The following is a 21,223-nucleotide window of genomic DNA, read 5'->3' as shown; positions in this document are numbered from 1 at the left end:
AGGTTGCTATGTCAGTATATTCGCTATTTGTTTATATATTTTAATAGCTTGAGTCTCTGTTAACTGCCCTACTGACTGACTTTTTCCAAGACTACTTGAAACTCTAATAGCCTCATTCGCTTGGGGCTTGTCTTGGCTTAATGCTTGTAATCCCTGTTCTTGTTGCTGTTTTTCACGGGCTAATTGGGTGACTTGAACGACTTCTTTCTTAAATTCTCCTAAGTCGGGTTTAGGCAAACCCGCCCTATTTTGTGTGATGTGTTGATCGGCTGCTGAATTGGAGGATGACCGAGCCAAAGCTATCTCAGCTCCTGCGACCAAGGGGTTAATCTGTGTCATAAACCCTCCCTCTGTTAGGCATATTGTTTATTTCACTCTATTAGTGTAATACAGATAGACTGATTAAAAAAGAAACATTATTGTGCGGAGCCGCTAAAAATTTCACATAAAAAAAGCACAGATTACTGTGCTTTTAAGATTTGTGTTAGGTGTTAATCAATTTTAACTAATGGCCTACCTGGTTCTGACCATTTGACATGGAATTTCTTACCAGCCGGTTGATCGATTCGCTCAAATGTGTGAGCACCGAAGTAGTCTCGCTGCCCTTGTAATAAATTCGCTGGCAGCGTTTCAGTACGGTAAGAGTCATAATACGCTAAAGCTGAACTAAAACCACCACAAGGAATGCCATTAAGGGTCGCACTTGCAATGGCTTGACGCCAGTTATGCTGATATTTAGCAACTTCGCCAGAGAAATAACTATCGAGTAATAAGTTACCTAATTCATCATCACGGTCATACGCATCGGTAATTTTTTGTAAAAAGGCAGCACGGATAATACAGCCAGCACGCCAAATTTTGGCAATACCGCCGAAATCTAAAGGCCATTTTTGCTGTCTCGCTGCTAACTTAATTAGTTGAAAGCCTTGGGCGTAAGCAACAATCTTCGAGCAATATAATGCATCATGTAATTGTTCAATAGATTGTAGTCGTTGTTCTTCACTAACCACTTGCGGCTCAGGCCCTTCTAGCAACTTTGCAGCTCTGATACGTGCATGCTTCAATGTCGATAAAGAACGAGCAAATACTGATTGAGCGATGGTTGCTGCCGGGCTTCCTACCTCAAGAGCGCTGACAGCTGTCCACAAGCCAGTGCCCTTTTGTCCTGCCTTATCGAGGATAATATCGACTAGTGGCTTCCCAGTTTCTGGATCGTCTTGCTCAAGAACTTCAGCAGAAATCTCCATTAAATAACTGTTTAGTACACCTTTATTCCATGTTTTAAAAACAGACGCAATCTGTTTAGGAGTCATGGATAACGATTCGCGCATGACGTGGTAAGCTTCACATATTAACTGCATATCAGCATATTCGATGCCGTTGTGAACCATTTTGACGTAATGACCAGAGCCTGCCGGGCCTATATAGGTTGCACATGGCTCGCCTTGTGGTAGCGGCTGGTCAATTGATGTTCGTTCAAGAGCTTTACCGGTTTCAGGGCAAACCTTTGCAGAAATAGCATGCCAAATAGGCTCGATCCGTGCCCACGCGTATGGGTCACCACTAGGCATTAAAGAAGGGCCGAAACGGGCTCCCACTTCTCCACCCGAAACGGCAGTCGTAAAGAAAATGAATTTACCATGGTATTGCTTTTCACGCTCGATAGTGTCAGTCCATAAGCTGTTACCTGTATCAACAATGATATCGTCGGCACAAATACCAGCATCGATTAATTTATGACAGACATCATCTACGGGTGCTCCCGCAGGAACAGATAAGATAATAAGGTGAGGTGCAGTAAGTTTGCTTAATAGTTCTGTATATGAAGAACATGCAACAATACGAGGGTCTTGCTCTTTACGCTCTATTTTATCTTGAGCAATGATTTCATCAACTTTTTGGTGGTCTAAATCAAAAGCTGCAATTTTATAGCCGTTATCCGCTAGATTTAGCGCAATATTTTTCCCCATGACACCTAAGCCAATAAAGCCGATATCACATAATGGAGTCTGTTCTGTCATACAAATAAACCTAAGATGAGTCGTTTAAATAAAAATACCCTCATATTATAGCTTATCCATTTTTGTAATAATAATACTACATTAAAAAAATTTCACTACGCAATAAGTAGAATACTGTGGCGTACTTCAAAACTAAGTTAAAAACGCGTAATTATATTACGTAAATAAGCAATAAATTGTCTGATATTTCTACATTCGCGATGGTCGCTGATTATATAAAGTGCATTTTGATGTTTTTATAACCTCATACTTTTACTACTTAAGTCATACTCCTTATTGTGGTGTTCTAATTATCAACTAATATAACCTTCTGAACAATAGTATGAATTTTGTTCATTTCCTATGATTAATCAACTTACAGCACATAGGAAACTATAATGAAAACTAAAATTACACTTTGTAGCGCTGCAATAGCATGTTCTCTTTTGTCACTAAATACACAAGCAGCAGTGACTTTATATGAGAACGATGGCATGTCATTTTCTTCTGACGGCCTTGTTAACGTTTTTTACAGCAACAGTTCAATTGAAAAAACTGATGCTACAGGTGCAACATCTGACCGTGACCAATCTCGTGTAAGAATGGGTTTCTTACCAAACAACATTGGCTTTAATTTCGCAAACCAGATGTCCGATGTAAAAGTCGATGTTCGCTCTTCATTTTGGGTTTCTGTTAATGACTCAGATAATAATCGTGACGCGTCACCAAATGATTTAGGTACAGGCACACTTATCGATGTTCGTCAGTTCTACGGTAAAGTGAGCGGCGACTGGGGTGAAGTTTTAATCGGTAAAGATTTTGGTCTATTTAACCGTGAAAACATCATGAACGATCAACTACTATTAGGTTTTGGCCAAACATCTGATTTCTTTGGTTTAGTTGATGGCGGCAATGTATCTTTTGGTAACATCTCAACGGGTTATACTTATACTTTCCCTAAATCTCAAATTACTTACCGCTCTAAAGAAATGAACGGTTTCAAATTTGCAGTTGGTTTAATGGACCCGAATAAAGCAGCAGCAGGATCGTCTGAAGATATGCCACGTTTAGAAGCTGAGTTAATTTATAGCGGTAAAGTAAGCGATGGAGCAGACTTTAAAGCATGGGCAAGTGCAGTAACACAATCATCACAAGTTGCTGGTAAAGATCATGACCAATCAGGTGTCGGCTACGGTGCAAAATTCAGCAGTAACGGCTTCTCACTGACTGCATCAGGTTATCAGTCTGAAGGTTTAGGTCATGTTGCTGGCTTAGATCACCTCGTTGGTTCTGATGACAATGAGTCATCAGGTTTCTTAGTTCAAGGTGCATTCTCTAGTGGCGCAAACCGTTTTGTCTTGACATACGGTGAGTCAGAAAATGAGAACAAGAGCAGCTCATCTGAAGTCACTCACAGTAATGCTGGTGTTGCTTACTTCCGTACACTTTACACTGGCGTAACATTTGTTGCAGAATTTAACAAGACTGAAGTAGAAATGGCTGGTTCACCAATGGGTGAAGAAAACAATACTATAGCATTAGGTGCTGTTCTTACTTTCTAATGAATGAGAACGTAACTTATTAATATTAAAGGGCCTTAATTGGCCCTTTTTTTATCTGTTACTACTAAAGCAACGGTAGTCTACTCCTAAGGTATGATAACTATTGCTTGTTTCTTTGTATGGTTAGGGTACATTAAACTATATTCAAAAGTTTCAGTGAGTTTAGTTATGTATAAAGTGTTAATAGCAGATGACCATCCTTTATTTCGTGATGCTATCGTCAACATCATCGCTGGACGCTTTAGCGACAGTCAGACGTTTGAAACCCCAGACATGGACTCTACGATAGAGTTTGCTAAGTCTAACGATGATATCGACCTTATTTTACTCGATCTAAATATGCCAGGCATGGCTGGCCTTAACGGATTACTAGAGCTACGTAATGAATGCCCTACAACTCCTGTAGTGGTTGTATCAGCGGAAGAAGAAAAACAAACAATCTTACAAACTATTGCATATGGTGCCGTAGGTTTTATTGCCAAATCATCATCTAAGGATACTATTGGCGACGCAATTGAAAGTGTATTCGGCGGTAATGTTTACCTACCCTCTGACATCATTCGTAGCGATGACAGCTCATCAAGCCAATCTGGCTCTCAAAGCAAAGAGTTTAAGGTATGTTCAGAAACGTTATCGTCACTAACACGTCGTCAGCTCATGGTGCTGCGTTGTATGACTAAAGGGGAAGCCAATAAACAAATCGCTTATAACCTTAATATCTCTGAGACAACAGTTAAATCACATGTATCTTCAATTTTGAAAAAATTAGGGGTTTATAACCGTGTTCAAGCTGTTGTGGGTTGTAGTGATATTGACTTTAATCAATACCTTAAGCGGTAGCTGAACATTCACATGCTAAGCAGAGCCCAACTTGAGTAATCAAGTTGGGCTTTTTATTAGCTATGTCGCAGTTAACTGTTACGATTTGTTAATCGTAGCGGTTCTTTAAGAGTAAAGCTGTCTTAACGTCACCGACTTTGATGTGCATCCATGCGTCAAAATCTAACAATCCGTCCCTAATTTTTTCTCCTAACAGTTCTTCCCTTAAAGGCAATTAATACCGGGGCATGTCTCACGCAGAAGTGTCATCTGATACATTTAATACATTGAATTAAAGTAATAAAAATATCTACAACAGTTAACTAAGACATAGCCTTTATATTGGTCAGCTCTATTCTATGCGATAGACTTAGCGGCCTCATTCAATAAATACATCATCGTTGTTTTAAGTTTCATTGGTTTAACGGGCTTATTTAGTAAAAGAATATGTTTTTTCTTTACAAAGTTCTTTAAACTTTGGCTGTAATTGGCGGTGATCATTATCATTGGTAATGACTCCCCTCGTGCTTGTTTTATTTGTTCTGCAACTTGTAACCCTGTGACACCATCATCCAAATGATAATCTAGAATAAGTAAGTCGGCACAGCTGTTAGCTATATCAACTTGATTGGCAAGGTCGCTATAATCCGTTGCAGTGATAACCTCACAGCCCCAATTCGATAAAAGTACTGCCATACCTTCACAAATTGTTTGGTCATTATCAACCACCCATATTTTAGCACCATTAAGGTTATTGTTTGAATGTTGTACTAGCGGATTTAATTGCGATGTTTTCGGTCTAACAATAGTTCCAAGGGGGACTTTGACAGAAAACATTGAACCTTTAAATTGCTCAGATCTAACCTTAATTGGATGTTCAAGAACTGTCGAAAGCTTATCAACAATGGCAAGACCCAAGCCTAATCCATTGCTAAAGGCTTTGGCTGAGCTTTTTAATCGTTTAAATTCTTGGAAAATAACTGACAGCTCATCCTCTGCAATCCCGGCACCATTGTCCCACACTTCAATATAAACATGTTCGTCGGTTCGTCTACAACCAAGTAATACTTTGCCTTGCTCAGTATAACGAAAAGCATTTGAAAGGAAGTTTCTCAATATACGTGCTAACAAGACGCTATCACTATTAACGACCAAGTTTGGCCGCACATAATGGAGCTTTACAGAGTACTGCGGTGCTAAATGACGATACTCTGTCACCAAGTTATCCATCAACTCACCAAGATTAAACGAATTCTTATCCGCTTTAACAACACCAGCATCTAACTTTGAAATATCAACTAAGGTACAAATTAAACTTTCTAAGTCGTCTAATGAATTGGCAATGTTGCCAATGAGTTTGCGTTTATCCGGTGAAGAAATCATATCAGAAACCGAACTGGTGAATAACTTCGCCGCGTTAAGCGGCTGTAATAAATCATGACTAACAGCGGCTAGGAACTTGCTCTTAGATTGGTTGGCTTGTTCTGCTTCTTTTTTTGCTGAAAGAAGGTTGGCTTGAGCTTTACGCCTGTCTTCAACTTCTTTGAGTAATTTATCATTTACATTCTGCAATTCAAAAGTACGCTCAGTGACACGCAATTCCAATTGATCATGTGCACGTTGTAGTGCGAGTGCACTTTCCCGTCGTGATGTAATATTCCTCACTAGGACAAAGAAGCCTAGTACTTGCCCATTGCTATCTTTATTCGGTACATAAGATTTTAGTTGGTAACTAATTCTGTTTTCGAGATCCATCTCTTCTATTTCAAAACTAACACTATTACCAGATAATGCTATTTCTACGTAAGGACGTAACTTGTTATAATCACCTTGAGTACGGCTCTCTTCTAAAGTGACCCCATTTAAACTATCAGGTTGTAAGCCATACCAATCAACGTAAACTCTATTTGTGAATTGAAATTTAAGATCCGCCCCGATGTAAGCAATCATCGCTGGTACATTATCTGTGATCAATCTAAGCCAATTTTTCCTGCGCTCAAGGGACACCGCATATTGATGCCGTTCAGTAATGTCTGTATAGGTTTTAACTAATTGATCATTAGAAATGGCATGTTCACGAACTTCAACAACCATGCCATTAGATAGTTCCTGCACATAAAACGCTTCACCCTCGGATGATTTTGACAATAAATCTAATTCGGTCAAGCTTTGTAGTGTGTTGAAATATGGCGTATTACCCAAAATACTTGGTGAAAGATGGCTAATTTCAGAAAAGCGCTTATTCCATATTTCTACCTTATTATCACCATTAACAAGCACAACACCTTGAGATAGGTTATCTACCAAGCTTTGCAGCATTTGTGATTTTTGCTCTATGGCACGCTCGAAACGTGCAGACTCTGCAACTTTCAACGCGGTGATATCGGTATAGAGCATAACCCAGCCGCCCTCAACGGTAGAGCGTTCATTTAATTGAAACCATCGACCATCATTTAACTGATACACAGGGCTAGTATCAGCATCACCTGGATATGCTTGACGAATAATCCCTCGAACCTTTGCAAGTTCTTTTAAATCACGCAGATTCACGCCTTTGTCTGTTGGTAGGTTTGAATTACGCCAGAAGTTACTAAAATGACTATTTTGTAAAATGATCCGACCTTCATTATCGAGTAAAACAAAAGCATCAGAAATACTTTCTATGGCATCAATAAAACGTTGTTTAAATAGGTTTGACTGTTTGTTCGCTTTAGTTAAATCGCGATTACTTCGTTCAAGCTTGACCAGCGTCTCATTTAACGCTTCGGTTTTTTCACGAACTTGTTTGGCCAAGTGAACAGAATTTTCAAACGTCGAGTAAGCATCGTAACGGTTAGAACCACCTGCTTCGACACGATCAATTAACGCTTGATTTATTTTTGATAATTTTCTATTTTTTTTCTGCGCATCTTCTAATAGTGACACGAGTTCATCATAACTTGGCTTTAATTCACTCATTATCTTCTCCACTAATATATACACCGGTGAATGTTTGGTTTAAGTGAATGCCATTGATGTGTTCACCATAGGTATTAAATCCAACAATGTTGTATTGTTCAAATAATGATTGTGCTGTGATCTCAAGATTTTTTTGCTGAATCTCAAGGCGCCGCAGAATGCAATCGCACGCCAGTACAATGTCATGTTCTCCATGCCGGGCTGTTATATGCATCAATTTTTTACCTAAACGTGCAAACACATCCTCTAAAGTCACCGCAGTTAATACAATGCCACTATCTACGGCACAATAAAACGTCAGGCTATTATCTTGTTCATTAACTTTTTGTATAGAACGGAAATAATAATTACCCCCTACCTTTACCGCTAAGGGGTTGAGTGAAAACACTTCAGGGGTTAGCTGGTCAACAGATAGATTAAGCAGTCTCGCATACTCTATAGCCGCTGGCTCTGCATTGAGTTCATAGATCGTCCTAGTAGGTGAATCTGCAGCGGTAACAACGAGTTTCTCTTGGGCAACGCCAATATGATTTGTTGAAAAAACTTCGAAATTACAGCGAGTATTAACCATGATCACAATCGCACTATCTTGGTAAAATTTACCTCTGTGATAGATATGAGTTTTAGCCAAGTTAATATCATCGCCAGCAGAGCCACCGAAGTGCTCAATTTCTCCTGCTGCTGAATCTAGGCTGTTCAAAAACTGTTCTTCATCTGCTGATAACCCATCAAGGAGTGTCATCATGAAACGTTTATCAAAGCTAGGGTGTTGAGACTGTTCAATTAATTCATTAACGGTGGTATGTGCTTGAACAAGGTTAAACTCAGTGATTGGGTTTATCATCTGAGCTGAAATTTTAAAGTGACTAGATTTAAAGCCTACAGCGATAATGCACTGCGATTCGTACCCTTGATTTGTGATTTCACCTGCTGAAGTACAACCAAAAAGTGGAATGCCAGCAAAAGCCTTGTCCAGTGCAACGCCAAGTTCAGCTAAGCGGTAACAAGTAGAACAAAAAAAGATCACTGCATCTATTGAGTGATCAAATTGCCTCCTTAACTCTTGACTAGCACTGACTGGATCTTTATGTCGTGTAACTGCGGTGATTGTATATTGCTGTGTCATGAAGTCCCTTAATATTAGTAGTGTTATTTTTAATTATTATTACTAATTCTTTAATCATTTCTTGTATATCAGATACGCTTAAGTCAATCGAATCGGTTTCGTGTGTCGACACTAATTCTTTGGCTAATTTATCCTTTGCAGATAATAAGTAGTGTTTTAGATAGTCAGTGTCTTGCTGCAAAGATGTTAACCCCTCAAGTACCGAGCTGATCCTATTTTGTGGATTAATGTCAAACGCGGTATAGATATAGAGTGCATTCTCACCTTTAAGAAAGCGAATATCTGTTGCGTAACACAGCCCTGCCAACCGTGGGGCTAACAATTGGCTCGAACCCGCTAACAGGTAACTCAACACAGTCACTTTGACTGCATGTTGATTTTTAACACTGAAACACAATAGAAAGTGATCTTTGTCATAACAACCGAGCACCTGTTCGATAAACAGATCCTTGCTCGTTTGTTTATTGAATAAAATGCTACTTTTGTCTAATTCTGTCTTGATTGCTTGCTTTAGTGGACTGAACAGGCGGGGAATTTGTTGTGGTGGTGCCTTTGGGTAACTCAATGAATTAATATCAGCGGAGTAGTGACTGCCTTGTTTATTACAAACTAGGAAGCTAGCTGGGAACCCTCGGCCGTTATCATATAAACTAGAGAGACTGGTAGGGGTTTGCGCAGCAGGCTTTGTCATTGACAAGACCGCTTGCTGGTATATTTTTGTCGATGTCACTTCAAGTTTTGATGGCTGACTGCCTGTTGTATTCCTAAGAGCATTTATGTGCCATTTCATTATATGGCTAACTTGGTCTTGCTGTTTTGTACTGTTAATGTTGTTGTTTTCTGAAAGGGTCGCCTTTTCCCCCTCTTGCTCTAAAATATCTACAAGATAACTAATAATACTATCAATGTTCTTGCTCAGATTAGATTGATGAATGAACCTCAGAGCGAATTGCTCAGCTCCGTTTTTAGTTTCATCAAAGGGCAACACTTGAAGCTGATCTTTCACATCAAACCCCTTTATCACACAATAGTTCTGTTTGATGGTTGTAATGTAGCTTACCGGAATCCAACATGAGGTAAGCAGCGTATCGTTAAGTTCAGTACATACCGATTCTTTTAGGATGGATTGTTTTTCTTCATCATTTTTTTCAGGAAGTCTTTCATTAAAGCAGTCACGTTGCGTTAACGCATTCTGTAAGAGATGTATGATTTTATTAAACGAATCTGACGGCTTTACTTCCGCTAGCTCGGTGTACAGAGTAACGCGTTCCGGTCTATAGTGAGTTTGATAATACTCCGTTAATTTATCGACGGTGATGTTCGTCAACTTATCACTGATACCTCCATAAAGAGAAATGCGTTGATTAGAACTATCAAGTGATAATAATTGCGTATAAGACAAAGCCGTATTTCTAAATTTTATGGTTTTCTCTAATGCTTGTAATTCCCTAAAAATAACGCCTTTACCCCCGCTACCATGCACCTCGAAAGGTAAATCCTGTCTAGAAAACGTTGGAGAGAAAATATTTGATACGAGGTAGTCAAATGCTAGCAAAAAGTCGTCGATATAATCACTTTGGCAAAAATAATACGTGATACCGTCTGTGGTACTTGCGTTAATCTTTACACTGGCCAGGGCATTGATTTTAAACAAAGTACTGGGATTAGGAAATCTCGTGCTTCGCCTAAATATAAGATGTTCAATGGCGTGGGCTATACCTGAGTCATCGGTAATTGGCGTTGGTATAGCAAAAACCGCAGTGTAACGAACTAAATCCGATTCTGGTGCAACACTACGGTGCTGGTGTGTTAAAGGTGAGCTAGATACTTTAGTAAAGAACAATGCAACCTCATTTATAACTTAACTCGGACAATATCTTTACTATTATCCCGATAAAGTAAAGGCGTGTCTGGATGTTCAGCTTTAGCAATCGCATCTTTGATTAAGTGCTTGTGAGGAGATTTTGCACACACAGGGTCTGTATTTTCCATGTCACCAGTCATCATATAAGCTTGACAACGACACCCTCCAAAATCATCTGCCTTTTCACTACAGCTGGAGCAAGGTTCTTTCATCCAACTATCACCACGAAACCGATTAAAAGAAAAGTCTTGTTGCCAGATTTCTTCAATGGTTTTATCTTTTACATTTGGAAACTCCAACGGTAGAAGTTTGGCGCTATGACAGGGTAACGCAGATCCGTCAGGAGTTACGGTTAAGAAGGTAGATGCCCAACCATTCATACAAGCCTTGGGTCTGTCTTCGTAATAATCTGGTGTCACAAAGATAAACTGGGGGCCTTGCCCGTTTTGGTTTGCTCGATATTCATTAACTTGCTGTTCCGCTTTATCTAAAGCGGCTTTGCTTGGTAATAAATGGTCCCTGTTATGATAAGCCCAACCATAATATTGTGCCGTGGCTAACTCAACATAATCAGCTTCAAGTTCAGTGGCAAGGTCAAGTATCTGAGGGATTTGTTCAATATTTTGCTTGGAAATAACAAAGTTAAGTACCATTGGGTACCCTTGCGCTTTAACTTGTTGTGCCATTTCGAATTTCTGTTGGTATGCCTTACCTCGACCAGCAATTGCGTCATTGACTTCTGGATCTGCCCCTTGAAAACTAATTTGAATATGGTCTAGCCCAGCTTCCTTAAGTTTTGCAATTCGCTTACTTGTTAGACCAATCCCTGATGTAATCAAGTTAGTGTAAAACCCCAATTGCCTACCATGAGCAACAAGCTCTTCTAGATCTTTACGTAAAAGAGGTTCACCACCCGAAAATCCTAATTGGACGGCCCCCATTTTACGGGCTTGAGTCATAACATCACGCCAAGCTTGCGTGTCAATTTCATCTTTTCTATCGCCCATATCTGTTGGGTTTGAACAGTATGGGCAATGCAATGGGCAGTCATAAGTAAGTTCAGCCAGTAGCCAAAACGGTGGCCCTGCATTAACTAAGGTCGAATCACGCATAGTAAATCCACTTCTTCTCTTCTGCAGTGATTAAAAAATCACAGACATCAGGGGTTAAATCTCCCGCTTCAGGAAATTTAGACTGTAATTTATTTATAATACCAGCCACAGAACTATCACCGTCAACTTGTTCAAGGATTGCACCGGCACTTGGGTTTAGTTTTACCATGCCTTCAGGAAATAGAAGCACAAAGCTATCTTGTGCAGGTTCAAACTGCAAACGGAATAAACGGTTAAACTGAGGTACTTTAGATAAATCAGACATTAAAATATTCCTTGATGATAACTTGGGGTCTCGATTATACCGTGATATGGGGCACGTTTATAATCATAGGCCATAGTCATTGCATCAAGCATTGACCATAAAATATCTAGTTTAAACTGTAGGATGTTAAGGGCATGCGCTTGTTGTTCAGCTGTTTTAAAATGATCAAGGGTGATTTGCAAACCGTGATTCACATCGCGTCTCGCTTGGGATAAACGCATTTGAAAATACTCTAGCCCTTTCTTATCTATCCAAGGATAGTTATCTGGCCAAGAATCTAAACGACTTTGATGAATTTCAGGCGCAAACATTTCTGTTAATGAAGAACAAGCGGCTTCTTCCCAGCTCGCACGACGTGCAAAATTTACATACGCATCAACAGCGAAACGAACACCGGGAAGCACTAACTCTTGTGACAATAGTTGTTCACGAGTGAGGCCAACAGCTTCACCTAATTGTAACCATGCCTCAATACCGCCAAGCGTTTCATCGCCAACACTGCCATCATGATCTAAAATACGCTGTATCCACTGACGGCGAGTATTAATATCTCTACAGTTAGCCATAATAGCGGCGTCTTTAACTGGTATGTTGACTTGATAATAAAATCGATTTGCTACCCATCCTTGGATTTGTTCTTTGCTGCATTCGCCGTTATGCATAGCGATGTGGAATGGGTGATATATATGATACAAGGCCCCTTTCTCACGTAGCTGTTTTTCGAATTGTTCTTTTGTTAAAGGCTGGCTCATAGCAACTCTCTCTTAAATCGTGATTTCTAGACCGTCGGTGGCAATCTCGACACCGTTCTCAATAACGTATTGATGTGCTTTAGAATCTTCATTCAAAATGGGATTGGTGTTATTGATATGTATCAAAATTTTGCGATCAATGTTAAATCGATTTAACAATGATACAGAACCAAACTCTCCATTAACTGGCATGTGTCCCATTTCACTCCCTAGTTTTTCGCCAACGCCTTGACTGATCATTTCATCATCAAGCCATAACGTGCCATCAATAAGCGCACAAGAGGCCCCATCTAACATTTGTTCCACTAGTGGGTTTGTTTCAACAATACCAGGTGCGTAAAATAGCCATTTACCGGTTTTCTCGTCGACAATCTTTAGTCCGATATTATTACCATCGACAACGGCATCACGATACGTTGAGTAAGGCGGCGCATTACTTTCTAGCACAACAGGATAAAAACTTAGCCCACTGACACCAGTTACAGTAAACGCTTGAGTATGATCTGTCCCTATTGTCTTGTAACTAAGACCCCCATGCCAATGAGACAACATGTTAAAAAGGGGATAAGTCGTAGATAAATCTTGATGTACCTCTTTAGTACAATATACATCGAGTGGTAGACCTTCTCGTAAAGTTAACAACCCAGTGGTGTGGTCGACCTGACTATCACAGAGTAAGACTCCACGAATATTGGTCCCACGTGTTTGGTTTTCTGGCCACAACTGTGGAGACTGATTGATTTGTTGTCTTAAATCGGGGGATGCATTAATTAACACCCAATCTTTACCATCAAGACTAACGGCAATTGAAGACTGGGTACGAGGTGTTGCTTTTATAGTGCCTTCTCTAAGGCCCTTACAATTAGCGCAGTGGCAGTTCCATTGAGGAAATCCACCACCTGCAGCTGATCCGAGAACTAATATCTTCATAGCTATTTATACTCGTTTGTTGTGATTTTAATTGAGGATAAAATGGAGGGTAAAAAGGCTACAGAAGTAGCCTTTAGGGTGTTTCTTAGCGATTGCTGATATACAGAGTCACTTCAAAACCTAAACGCATTTCTTCAAACTTTGGCTTAGTCCACATAGCTTTCTCCTTTTGTAGTTTTAGCTAGAGTTTCACTATAGGCTGTCCGCAGAACAAACAAAATCATACTTTGGATTGAATATATCGGTTCGTTGGTTGAGGACACATATTAATTAGCATCAAAAAATCAACTATTTAACTCTCTTCTTATATTTATCAATCACACACAACTTAGGGTCGTTGATGGTTACAACACAATCGAAACACCCAATACATTCACTGTAATTGATACTTCCTGTTTTATTAATAGCATCTATGCCACATTTTTTGCTTTGGCAGAGTTGGCAAGGATTGCCGCATTCTTGACGTCTGCGTATCCATTTAAGCAACGGGAAACGACCAAGTACTCCAAAGCCAGCCCCTAAAGGACATAGATAACGACAGTAGAACTTATGAATTTTTAAACTCAGAATTACAAGGATAATTGCATACACTGTAAAGGGCCAATAGCGCACAAAGTATAAAGTAATAGCCGTTTTGAACGGTTCAACTTCAGCTAATTGACCAGCAAGGGTTAGCGAATAAAAAGCACTGCCAACAAGTCCAAGCAAAAGAATGTACTTGATTGCTCTAGCACGTTGATGGTGGTGAGGTTTTATTTTATATTGCTTAATTTTTAGTTTAGTGGCCAATGTGGTGGCAAACTCTTGTAAAGCACCAAACGGACATAGCCAACCGCAAAAAACACCTCTTCCCCATAAAATCGTAGCAATAAATACAAACAACCAAAGAATGAAAATAATAGGGTCTAGTAAGAATACCTCTATATTAAATCCCTGATATATGGAAAGGAACAATGTGTATATATTTACGACTGAAAGCTGACCTTGGCTATAAAAGCCAATCACCGCAATCACGAAGCACAAGGCAATATGACGTACCTGAATGGTGATGTTCAAAACCCTAATCGTTGTATTAGTGCTAAATCTATCAGGGTTTAAAAATATAAACGTGACAAAAGCTAAGTAGAGGATAGTGATAACGACTTCCAACCAGCGCTGTTGCCATAACTTCAGCCATAACGGTTGTTGTTTTGGTTCAAGAGCAGCCGCATTCTCAACAAACAGTGAATCAGGTAAAGTGAAATCAAAGGTGAGGTGTTCTGTATTTTTAACTAAAAATGATTGGCTATAATCAACTGTAACAGCAAAATTTATTGGCGATGATAGTTCAAATCCAGATTGAGACTTGATGTTTAATACTTTCAAACGCTTGTGAATTGGCAAAGGGCTATTAAAAAATGGGTCGTTAAAACTATAAAAATCGATATCTCGGCTATCTTGTGGCAACCCTGACTGCCCTACTTTAAAACGCTCAGGCGCCGTTTGGGGGATAAAATCATCACTAATAAAGCCATACTCTCCATTATCGATGACCATTAAAGCACTGCTGCCAGGCGCAATACTATCAATTAAACGTCGATACTCATTATCACCTAAAATGTTTCTGCCAACGATGGGAACAGTGATCGGAGCTATGTATAGGTCAATGAGAGGCCCAGCGTCATCATAATCACTTAATGGTTGAGCTAGGTGTGAAAACGCTTGAATAGTGTCCTGCTTGGCCAATGACCAGTGAGCGACCATTCCACGTTCGACTAATTGGTTGAAAGACAAGGGTTCGAAAAGGTTTTCATCTAGAACTTTTGTACTCAAAGGTGCAAAACCCTCGAGCATCGTACGAGCAACTTTAAGCGCTGACGCGATAATTGTATCATTAATCACTAATGCTGAGACTGTCGCTTTTGTTACGCCATCAATGTGAGTCACATCCTTCATCTGACGGTCTCGAGCGTCAACTATAAAGCGCTCTTTGATTGAATGCGATTCAAACTGTTTGATAAATTGAATCATAGGCCTTTCACCAAGCCCATGAATAAAAATGGGTTCGTGGTGGTCTAGCACTTTGATACTGGTTATCACCCCGTGAGGATCAAGGGCAATAAACAAGTTTATTGTTTTACCGGAAAAACCGATGAAATTGGTAAAATGATCTGACTCGAAAGTATAACCAATGAGTTCGTTCAACTGGTAGACACCAGTTATGTTTGGATTTTTTTCGACGCGTTTTACTCGTGTCGCGCTAGGAAATGCTTGTTTAACATCAACGGGGATTGTAGTAACTACGCCCTGCTCTCCAACAAAAGCGATTGCTGGTTGGGCTAATGAGATTATTAAAAACAGAAAAAGCCCTACTATGCTTTTCAATGAATTAATCAGCATAGTAGAGCTCCTTATTATACAACGTCAGCTGGGTTTAGAAGAAACCTAACGGGCTTGTGCTGTAGCTAACTAATAAGTTCTTAGTTTGTTGGTAATGACCAAGCATCATCTTATGAGTCTCACGACCAATACCAGATTTCTTGTAGCCACCAAATGCAGCGTGAGCAGGATATAGATGGTAACAGTTAGTCCAAACACGACCAGCTTCAATACCACGACCCATTCTGTAAGCTTTGTTTGTATCACGAGTCCATACACCAGCACCTAGGCCGTATGCTGTATCGTTTGCAATTTCTAGAGCTTCAGCTTCATCTTTAAAGGTTGTTACAGCGATAACTGGACCAAAAATTTCTTCTTGGAAGATACGCATTGAGTTATTACCTTTAAGAATAGTCGGTTGGATGTAATAACCAGTATCGAAAGAATCACCTAGTGTTTCTTTATCACCACCAGTTAATACTTCAGCGCCTTCGTTAACACCAACTTGTAGATATCCCATGATCTTGTCGAATTGCTCTTTAGAAGCTTGAGCACCAACCATAGTTTCTGTATCAAGTGGGTTACCACGAACAATCTTCTTAGCTTTAGCGATAACGTGTCCCATGAATTCTTCAAAGATGTCTTCTTGAATTAATGCACGAGATGGACAGGTACATACTTCACCTTGGTTAAAGAAACCAAGAACGAAACCTTCAGCACACTTCTCTAGGTAATCATCTTCGTGAGCAACAACATCGTTGAAGTAGATATTAGGAGACTTACCACCTAATTCAACAGTTGATGGGATTAGATTTTCAGCAGCACATTTTAAGATGTGGCTACCTACAGGAGTAGAGCCTGTAAATGCAATTTTCGCAATACGAGTGCTAGTTGCTAATGCTTCACCTGCTTCACGACCAAATCCATTAACAATGTTTAATGTACCCGCTGGTAAGATATCTGCAATAATCTCAGCAAAAACAAGAATACTTACTGGTGTTTGTTCAGCAGGTTTCAATACGATACAGTTACCGGCAGCTAAAGCTGGAGCCAGTTTCCAAGCGGCCATTAGTAATGGGAAGTTCCAAGGAATAATTTGACCAACAACACCTAGCGGCTCGTTGAAGTGGTAAGCAACAGTGTCATCATCGATTTGAGAAAGTGTGCCTTCTTGAGCACGGATACAACCAGCGTAGTAGCGGAAGTGATCAACACATAGTGGAACATCAGCAGCTAATGTTTCACGAACAGCTTTACCATTATCCCAAGTTTCTGCAACAGCAAGCGTTTCTAGGTTAGCTTCGATTGCATCAGCAATTTTTAATAAGATATTTGAACGTTCTGCTACAGAGGTTTTGCCCCAAGCATCTTTTGCAGCGTGTGCAGCATCTAGTGCTAGCTCAATGTCTTTTTCACACGAACGAGGGATTTCACAAAATGCTTCGCCCGTTACTGGCGTAGAATTGGTAAAGTAATTACCGTTTACTGGTGCAACCCACTCACCGCCAATGAAGTTTTCATAACGTGGTTTAAAAGTAACGACAGAACCTTCACTGCCAGGATATGCATAGATCATAGAACACCTCAATAAAAGTGCTAACTTGAATTTTATACCAAGTAGCTTTAGTTGTAATATGTTTGCTAGCGCAAACGTTTTTGTTTTATTAATAGTAGTGTGAGTGTGTTGGTTAAACCTATGCTCCCTTGGCACGGAAAACATCATACCTTAGTAGGAACACCTTAGATATTTACTTTATAACAATGAGTTAGATGTGATTTTTTTATGAGGTAGTACGTAAAAAAGCCAGCAAAGCTGGCTTTTTTACTCATTAAGATAAATTAGAGAGAGCGTACTAATTTATCTTTGCTTGAACATTAACTATTTTGGCAGTTTGAAAGTCCAAACCATGCCACCTTGGTTAAAGCTCTTAACACGCTTAGCAACTTCACCACCCCAAAGTGGAACTGCACCACCCCAGCCTGATAAGATTGACACGTATTGTTCACCATTCATTTTCCAAGTGATTGGAGAACCAACGATACCTGAGCCAGTGTTGAACTTGTATTCAACTTCACCAGTCTTAGCATTAAAGGCCATTAAGTACCCTTCAGGGTTACCCATAAATACTAGATTACCCGCTGTCGCTAATACACCGCCCCATAATGGCGCGTAGTTCTTATGGTTCCAAACTTCTTTACCCGTTTTAGGGTCAATGGCTCGTAACACACCAATGTAATCTTCGTTAATTGATTTGATAGTGAAACCAGCACCTAAGTAAGCAGCACCTTTTTTGTATGCTGTTGGCTCATTCCAGATATCCATTTCCCATTCGTTAGAAGGAACATAGAATAACCCTGTATCCTTACTATAAGCCATAGGCATCCAGTTTTTACCACCTAAGAAAGAAGGTGCAGCAAGTACAGTAGAACCTTTCTTACCGTCTTTACTTAATGCTGGGTTACCAGGGCGAACTGGCTCGTTAAATATCGGACGACCTTTGTCGTCTAAGCCTTTAGCCCAAGTGATCTTATCAACAAACGGGAAACCTCGGATGAAATCACCATTTTCACGGTTTAATACATAGAAGAAACCATTACGATCAGCTGTTGCCGCCGCTTTAACTGTCTTGCGACCGTCTTTGTAGTTAAATGGAATAAGTTCGTTTACACCGTCGTAATCCCAACCATCATGTGGTGTGGTTTGGAAATGCCATTTAATTTTACCCGTGTCAGGGTCAATACCTAGACGTGATGAAGAAAAGTAGTTATCGCCAGGACGTAAGTGAGAGTTCCATGGAGCTGGGTTACCTGTACCAAAGAATAATAAATCAACTTCTGGATCGTATGTACCACCTAGCCACGGAGCAGCACCACCTGATTTCCATAAGTCACCAGTCCATGTTTTGCCAGCTTCGCCACCTGAAATACCGTTTTCCATTTTCTTACGGTTTTTCCAGATATAACCCATGTGACCTTCAACTGTTGGACGTTCCCATGCAATTTGACCAGTCTTTGCATCATACGCACGAATTTTACCAACGATACCAAATTCACCACCTGATACACCTGTGATTACTTTACCTTTTACAACAATTGGTGCTGCTGTAATTGAGTAACCAGCTTTATAGTCTTCTACTTTTTTCTTCCAAACAGTCTTACCTGTCTTATTATTAAGTGCGACTAATTTTGCATCAAGTGTACCGAAGATAACTAAATCATCATAAAGTGCAACACCACGGTTGATAACGTCACAACAAGGCATGATGCCATCAGGTAAACGTGCGTCATATTGCCATAACTCGTCGCCTGTAATTGCATCAATTGCGTAAACACGTGAGTAAGAACCGGTAATATACATTACACCGTCTTTAACAACTGGTTGAGACTCTTGACCACGTTGTTTCTCACCACCAAGTGAAAAACCCCATACTGGACGCATGTCTTTTACAGTTTTAGTGTTAATTAGGGTTAATGGGCTAAAGCGCTGCCCTCGAGGACCTAAACCATTTGATACAACATCGTTAGTTGTGGCTTGGTCATTAATAATGTCTTTATCTGTTACTTTTGCATTAGCACCTGCTGCTAATGTAAAAGCAATTACAGCGGCTACTGCTTTTAGCTTTGTTTTACCTGCACTTATCATTGTATGTTCCTCGCGGGCTTTAGTTATAATGATTGCTCAACGTGATTTAAAATGAATCAATTCGTTGGTTCATGTTATTATTTGAACAGTTATAGTGTATGCATCAATAAAGCGACTGCCCATAACACTGCGGTAGGTAAACGCATCATCACTTAGTATGAAAATGGTTTGTTTTGTCCGATAAGTATCAATTATTTATAGATTTCCAAGCTTGGGAATATCTACAAATATAAAAAAAGGCGTGATTATTAATCACGCCCAAGAAGGAAATTTTGCAGAGTAAATAACGATTCAATTCTTTATGGGTTGTAGTAAGTTGGCTGTTGATAAATGGAACCATACTGCTCAAATATCCGAGCCATTTGGCCATTTTTTACCATTTCAGTAACAACATCACCGATAGCATAACTCAGTTGGCGATAATCACTTTTTACTGCCATGCCAATATCCCATTGTTGACGACCGATTAGAGGGAATGCATTAGTCGCTAGTTCAAAGTTAGCAGGTTGTTCCACTAACAGGTGACTGACTTCACTGCGCAATCCCATGATTGCATCGACCTCTTCAGCGAGCATCGCATCGCGCGCCAAGCGGATATTTGGGTAATGATGAGTGTGTTTAGTCATGGTTCCTCGAAATGCACCAGTAAGATAAAACGCCGGGACGGTATCAACTTCAACACCAATATCATGGTATTGAAAAACCGCCATGGTAGACACTTCTTCTATCTTATTTTTATTAAATGCAATTTGCCAAGACTCAGTATGATAAGGAGCAAACATGTGCACTCTATCATGAACCAACTCACCAATATCATCACGCATCTGTGAATAGTCACGATCATAAGGAACGCGCATCATTAAGTCGCTTTTGGTTTTAGTTTGAAAATCTCCCTTCCATAAGGTGTTTCTCAAATCATCTTCCACACTCTCGTCGGCCGTTGTAAAACGCACAGTAAGTTCAACGTTCAGAGACTTAGCAATCTGCTTAGCTATATCAACATCGATACCGTGCGCTTTACCGTCCTTTTCAAATGAAAAAGGCGCAAAATCACGATACACCGAAACTATGAGCTGCTTAGTTTCAATAATATCGTCGTAGGTTCGACCCTGCGCTAAACTGCTAATAGCACTTACGACTAGAAGTGCTATCAATAATATAGTTCTACTCTGCAACACTTACAGACTCTAACCAAGTTCTAATTGCCCAAAGTGCTTCTTGACTAAGGTGTTCTGACATTTTAGGCATATAAACAGCACCATTTCGTACAGCACCGTTTTGAACACGGTAAACGAACCATTCATCGCCATCATAGTCTGCTGGTAACATTCTTAGGTCAGGTGCGATTCCTCCAGAAATACCTTCCAAGCCATGACAACGTGCACAGTTTTGCGTGTAAGCAGATGAACCAATGCGAGTAATTTCGTCTAACATTTTTCCTGTTTGGTCACGGTAAGGGTTAGTTTCTTCCCACTCTGTCCCTAATTGTGGGATAGTCGATGTATCAATCGATTGAGGCGTTACATCACCGTGTGCTGATGCTAAAAATGGTGTTGCACAGATCATAGCTGCAAATATTTTGTTTTTTAGTGACGACTTGTTCATTACCGAATACCTTTTAATATTTTTAATAGGATCATTGTAAAAGTACTCGGCAATCTTGTTTATTCCACTTTAGCTCGGTTGAAAGTCATCCTTTAGGATGAAAAATACACTGAAAGTAACAGCGCAGCTCATCGTAATGTATATATATCAACCACTTAACCTTAATTAATGAAATAACCTACTCTTCAAAAGAACACATTTTAATTATATGCTACGGCTTATGTAAAAT

At 39.8% G+C, this 21,223-nt stretch carries 17 protein-coding genes; 2 read left to right on the top strand and 15 right to left on the bottom strand.

Annotated features, from left to right (window positions below; genetic code table 11):
• Window positions 1-6: 6 nt before the first annotated feature.
• Both Q8W26_RS10505 and gndA read right to left on the bottom strand, forming a co-directional pair.
• On the bottom strand, window positions 7-339 hold the full coding sequence (locus tag Q8W26_RS10505) for a hypothetical protein (RefSeq protein WP_101215421.1): 333 nt from the start codon (window positions 337-339) through the stop codon (window positions 7-9).
• Between the two features lie 152 nt (window positions 340-491).
• Window positions 492-2,021: an NADP-dependent phosphogluconate dehydrogenase gene (gene gndA, locus Q8W26_RS10500; protein ID WP_101215420.1), complete on the bottom strand. Its 1,530-nt coding sequence runs from the start codon at window positions 2,019-2,021 to the stop codon at window positions 492-494.
• Window positions 2,022-2,398: 377 nt separating this feature from the next.
• Here gndA and Q8W26_RS10495 point away from each other — a divergent pair, with 377 nt between their 5' ends.
• Both Q8W26_RS10495 and Q8W26_RS10490 read left to right on the top strand, forming a co-directional pair.
• A complete protein-coding gene (locus Q8W26_RS10495; protein WP_101215419.1) occupies window positions 2,399-3,562 on the top strand; it encodes a porin in 1,164 nt (387 codons plus the stop codon).
• Window positions 3,563-3,730: 168 nt separating this feature from the next.
• Entirely contained in the window at window positions 3,731-4,402 is a 672-nt protein-coding gene (locus tag Q8W26_RS10490) for a response regulator transcription factor (RefSeq protein WP_101215431.1), read from the top strand.
• Window positions 4,403-4,738: 336 nt separating this feature from the next.
• On the opposite strand, the gene Q8W26_RS10485 is transcribed toward Q8W26_RS10490, so the two are convergent.
• The 13 genes from Q8W26_RS10485 to pedF all read right to left on the bottom strand — a co-directional run bounded on the left by Q8W26_RS10485 (window position 4,739) and on the right by pedF (window position 20,955).
• Window positions 4,739-7,339 (bottom strand): PAS domain-containing hybrid sensor histidine kinase/response regulator, encoded by a 2,601-nt coding sequence (locus Q8W26_RS10485; RefSeq protein WP_101215418.1) that lies wholly within the window; start codon window positions 7,337-7,339, stop codon window positions 4,739-4,741.
• Window positions 7,332-8,465: a nitric oxide-sensing protein NosP gene (gene nosP, locus Q8W26_RS10480; protein WP_101215417.1), complete on the bottom strand. Its 1,134-nt coding sequence runs from the start codon at window positions 8,463-8,465 to the stop codon at window positions 7,332-7,334. The genes Q8W26_RS10485 and nosP overlap by 8 nt, the downstream gene beginning before the upstream one ends.
• A complete protein-coding gene (locus Q8W26_RS10475) occupies window positions 8,425-10,308 on the bottom strand; it encodes an insulinase family protein (RefSeq protein WP_305473294.1) in 1,884 nt (627 codons plus the stop codon). The genes nosP and Q8W26_RS10475 overlap by 41 nt, the downstream gene beginning before the upstream one ends.
• Window positions 10,309-10,319: 11 nt before the next feature.
• Window positions 10,320-11,441, bottom strand: coding sequence for a pyrroloquinoline quinone biosynthesis protein PqqE (gene pqqE, locus Q8W26_RS10470; RefSeq protein WP_101215415.1), 1,122 nt, complete (start codon window positions 11,439-11,441; stop codon window positions 10,320-10,322).
• Window positions 11,434-11,706: a pyrroloquinoline quinone biosynthesis peptide chaperone PqqD gene (gene pqqD, locus Q8W26_RS10465; protein WP_101215414.1), complete on the bottom strand. Its 273-nt coding sequence runs from the start codon at window positions 11,704-11,706 to the stop codon at window positions 11,434-11,436. The genes pqqE and pqqD overlap by 8 nt, the downstream gene beginning before the upstream one ends.
• Window positions 11,706-12,458, bottom strand: a complete 753-nt coding sequence (gene pqqC, locus Q8W26_RS10460) for a pyrroloquinoline-quinone synthase PqqC (RefSeq protein WP_101215413.1) — start codon at window positions 12,456-12,458, stop codon at window positions 11,706-11,708. The genes pqqD and pqqC overlap by 1 nt, the downstream gene beginning before the upstream one ends.
• A 12-nt stretch (window positions 12,459-12,470) precedes the next feature.
• Window positions 12,471-13,388 carry a pyrroloquinoline quinone biosynthesis protein PqqB gene (gene pqqB, locus Q8W26_RS10455; RefSeq protein ID WP_101215412.1) on the bottom strand — a complete coding sequence of 306 codons (918 nt, stop codon included), beginning with the start codon at window positions 13,386-13,388 and terminating at the stop codon, window positions 12,471-12,473.
• An 85-nt stretch (window positions 13,389-13,473) separates the two neighbouring features.
• A complete protein-coding gene (gene pqqA / locus Q8W26_RS10450; RefSeq protein ID WP_011041711.1) occupies window positions 13,474-13,545 on the bottom strand; it encodes a pyrroloquinoline quinone precursor peptide PqqA in 72 nt (23 codons plus the stop codon).
• Window positions 13,546-13,676: 131 nt separating this feature from the next.
• On the bottom strand, window positions 13,677-15,767 hold the full coding sequence (locus tag Q8W26_RS10445; RefSeq protein WP_101215411.1) for a NosR/NirI family protein: 2,091 nt from the start codon (window positions 15,765-15,767) through the stop codon (window positions 13,677-13,679).
• A 34-nt stretch (window positions 15,768-15,801) separates the two neighbouring features.
• Entirely contained in the window at window positions 15,802-17,322 is a 1,521-nt protein-coding gene (locus Q8W26_RS10440) for an aldehyde dehydrogenase family protein (RefSeq protein WP_101215410.1), read from the bottom strand.
• Window positions 17,323-17,625: 303 nt separating this feature from the next.
• A complete protein-coding gene (locus tag Q8W26_RS10435; protein ID WP_101215409.1) occupies window positions 17,626-19,389 on the bottom strand; it encodes a PQQ-dependent methanol/ethanol family dehydrogenase in 1,764 nt (587 codons plus the stop codon).
• A 299-nt stretch (window positions 19,390-19,688) separates the two neighbouring features.
• The gene (locus Q8W26_RS10430; protein ID WP_370694276.1) at window positions 19,689-20,549 is read right to left on the bottom strand and encodes a substrate-binding periplasmic protein; all 861 of its coding nucleotides are present in this window, start codon (window positions 20,547-20,549) and stop codon (window positions 19,689-19,691) included.
• Between the two features lie 4 nt (window positions 20,550-20,553).
• On the bottom strand, window positions 20,554-20,955 hold the full coding sequence (gene pedF / locus Q8W26_RS10425; RefSeq protein ID WP_305473307.1) for a cytochrome c-550 PedF: 402 nt from the start codon (window positions 20,953-20,955) through the stop codon (window positions 20,554-20,556).
• Between the last annotated feature and the right edge of the window lie 268 nt (window positions 20,956-21,223).

The organism is Psychrobium sp. 1_MG-2023 (assembly GCF_030689115.1).
Taxonomy (GTDB): Bacteria; Pseudomonadota; Gammaproteobacteria; order Enterobacterales; family Psychrobiaceae; genus Psychrobium.
The sequence above is the reverse complement of the archived record's forward strand: the minus strand, read 5'-3'. Positions and strand labels throughout refer to the sequence as shown.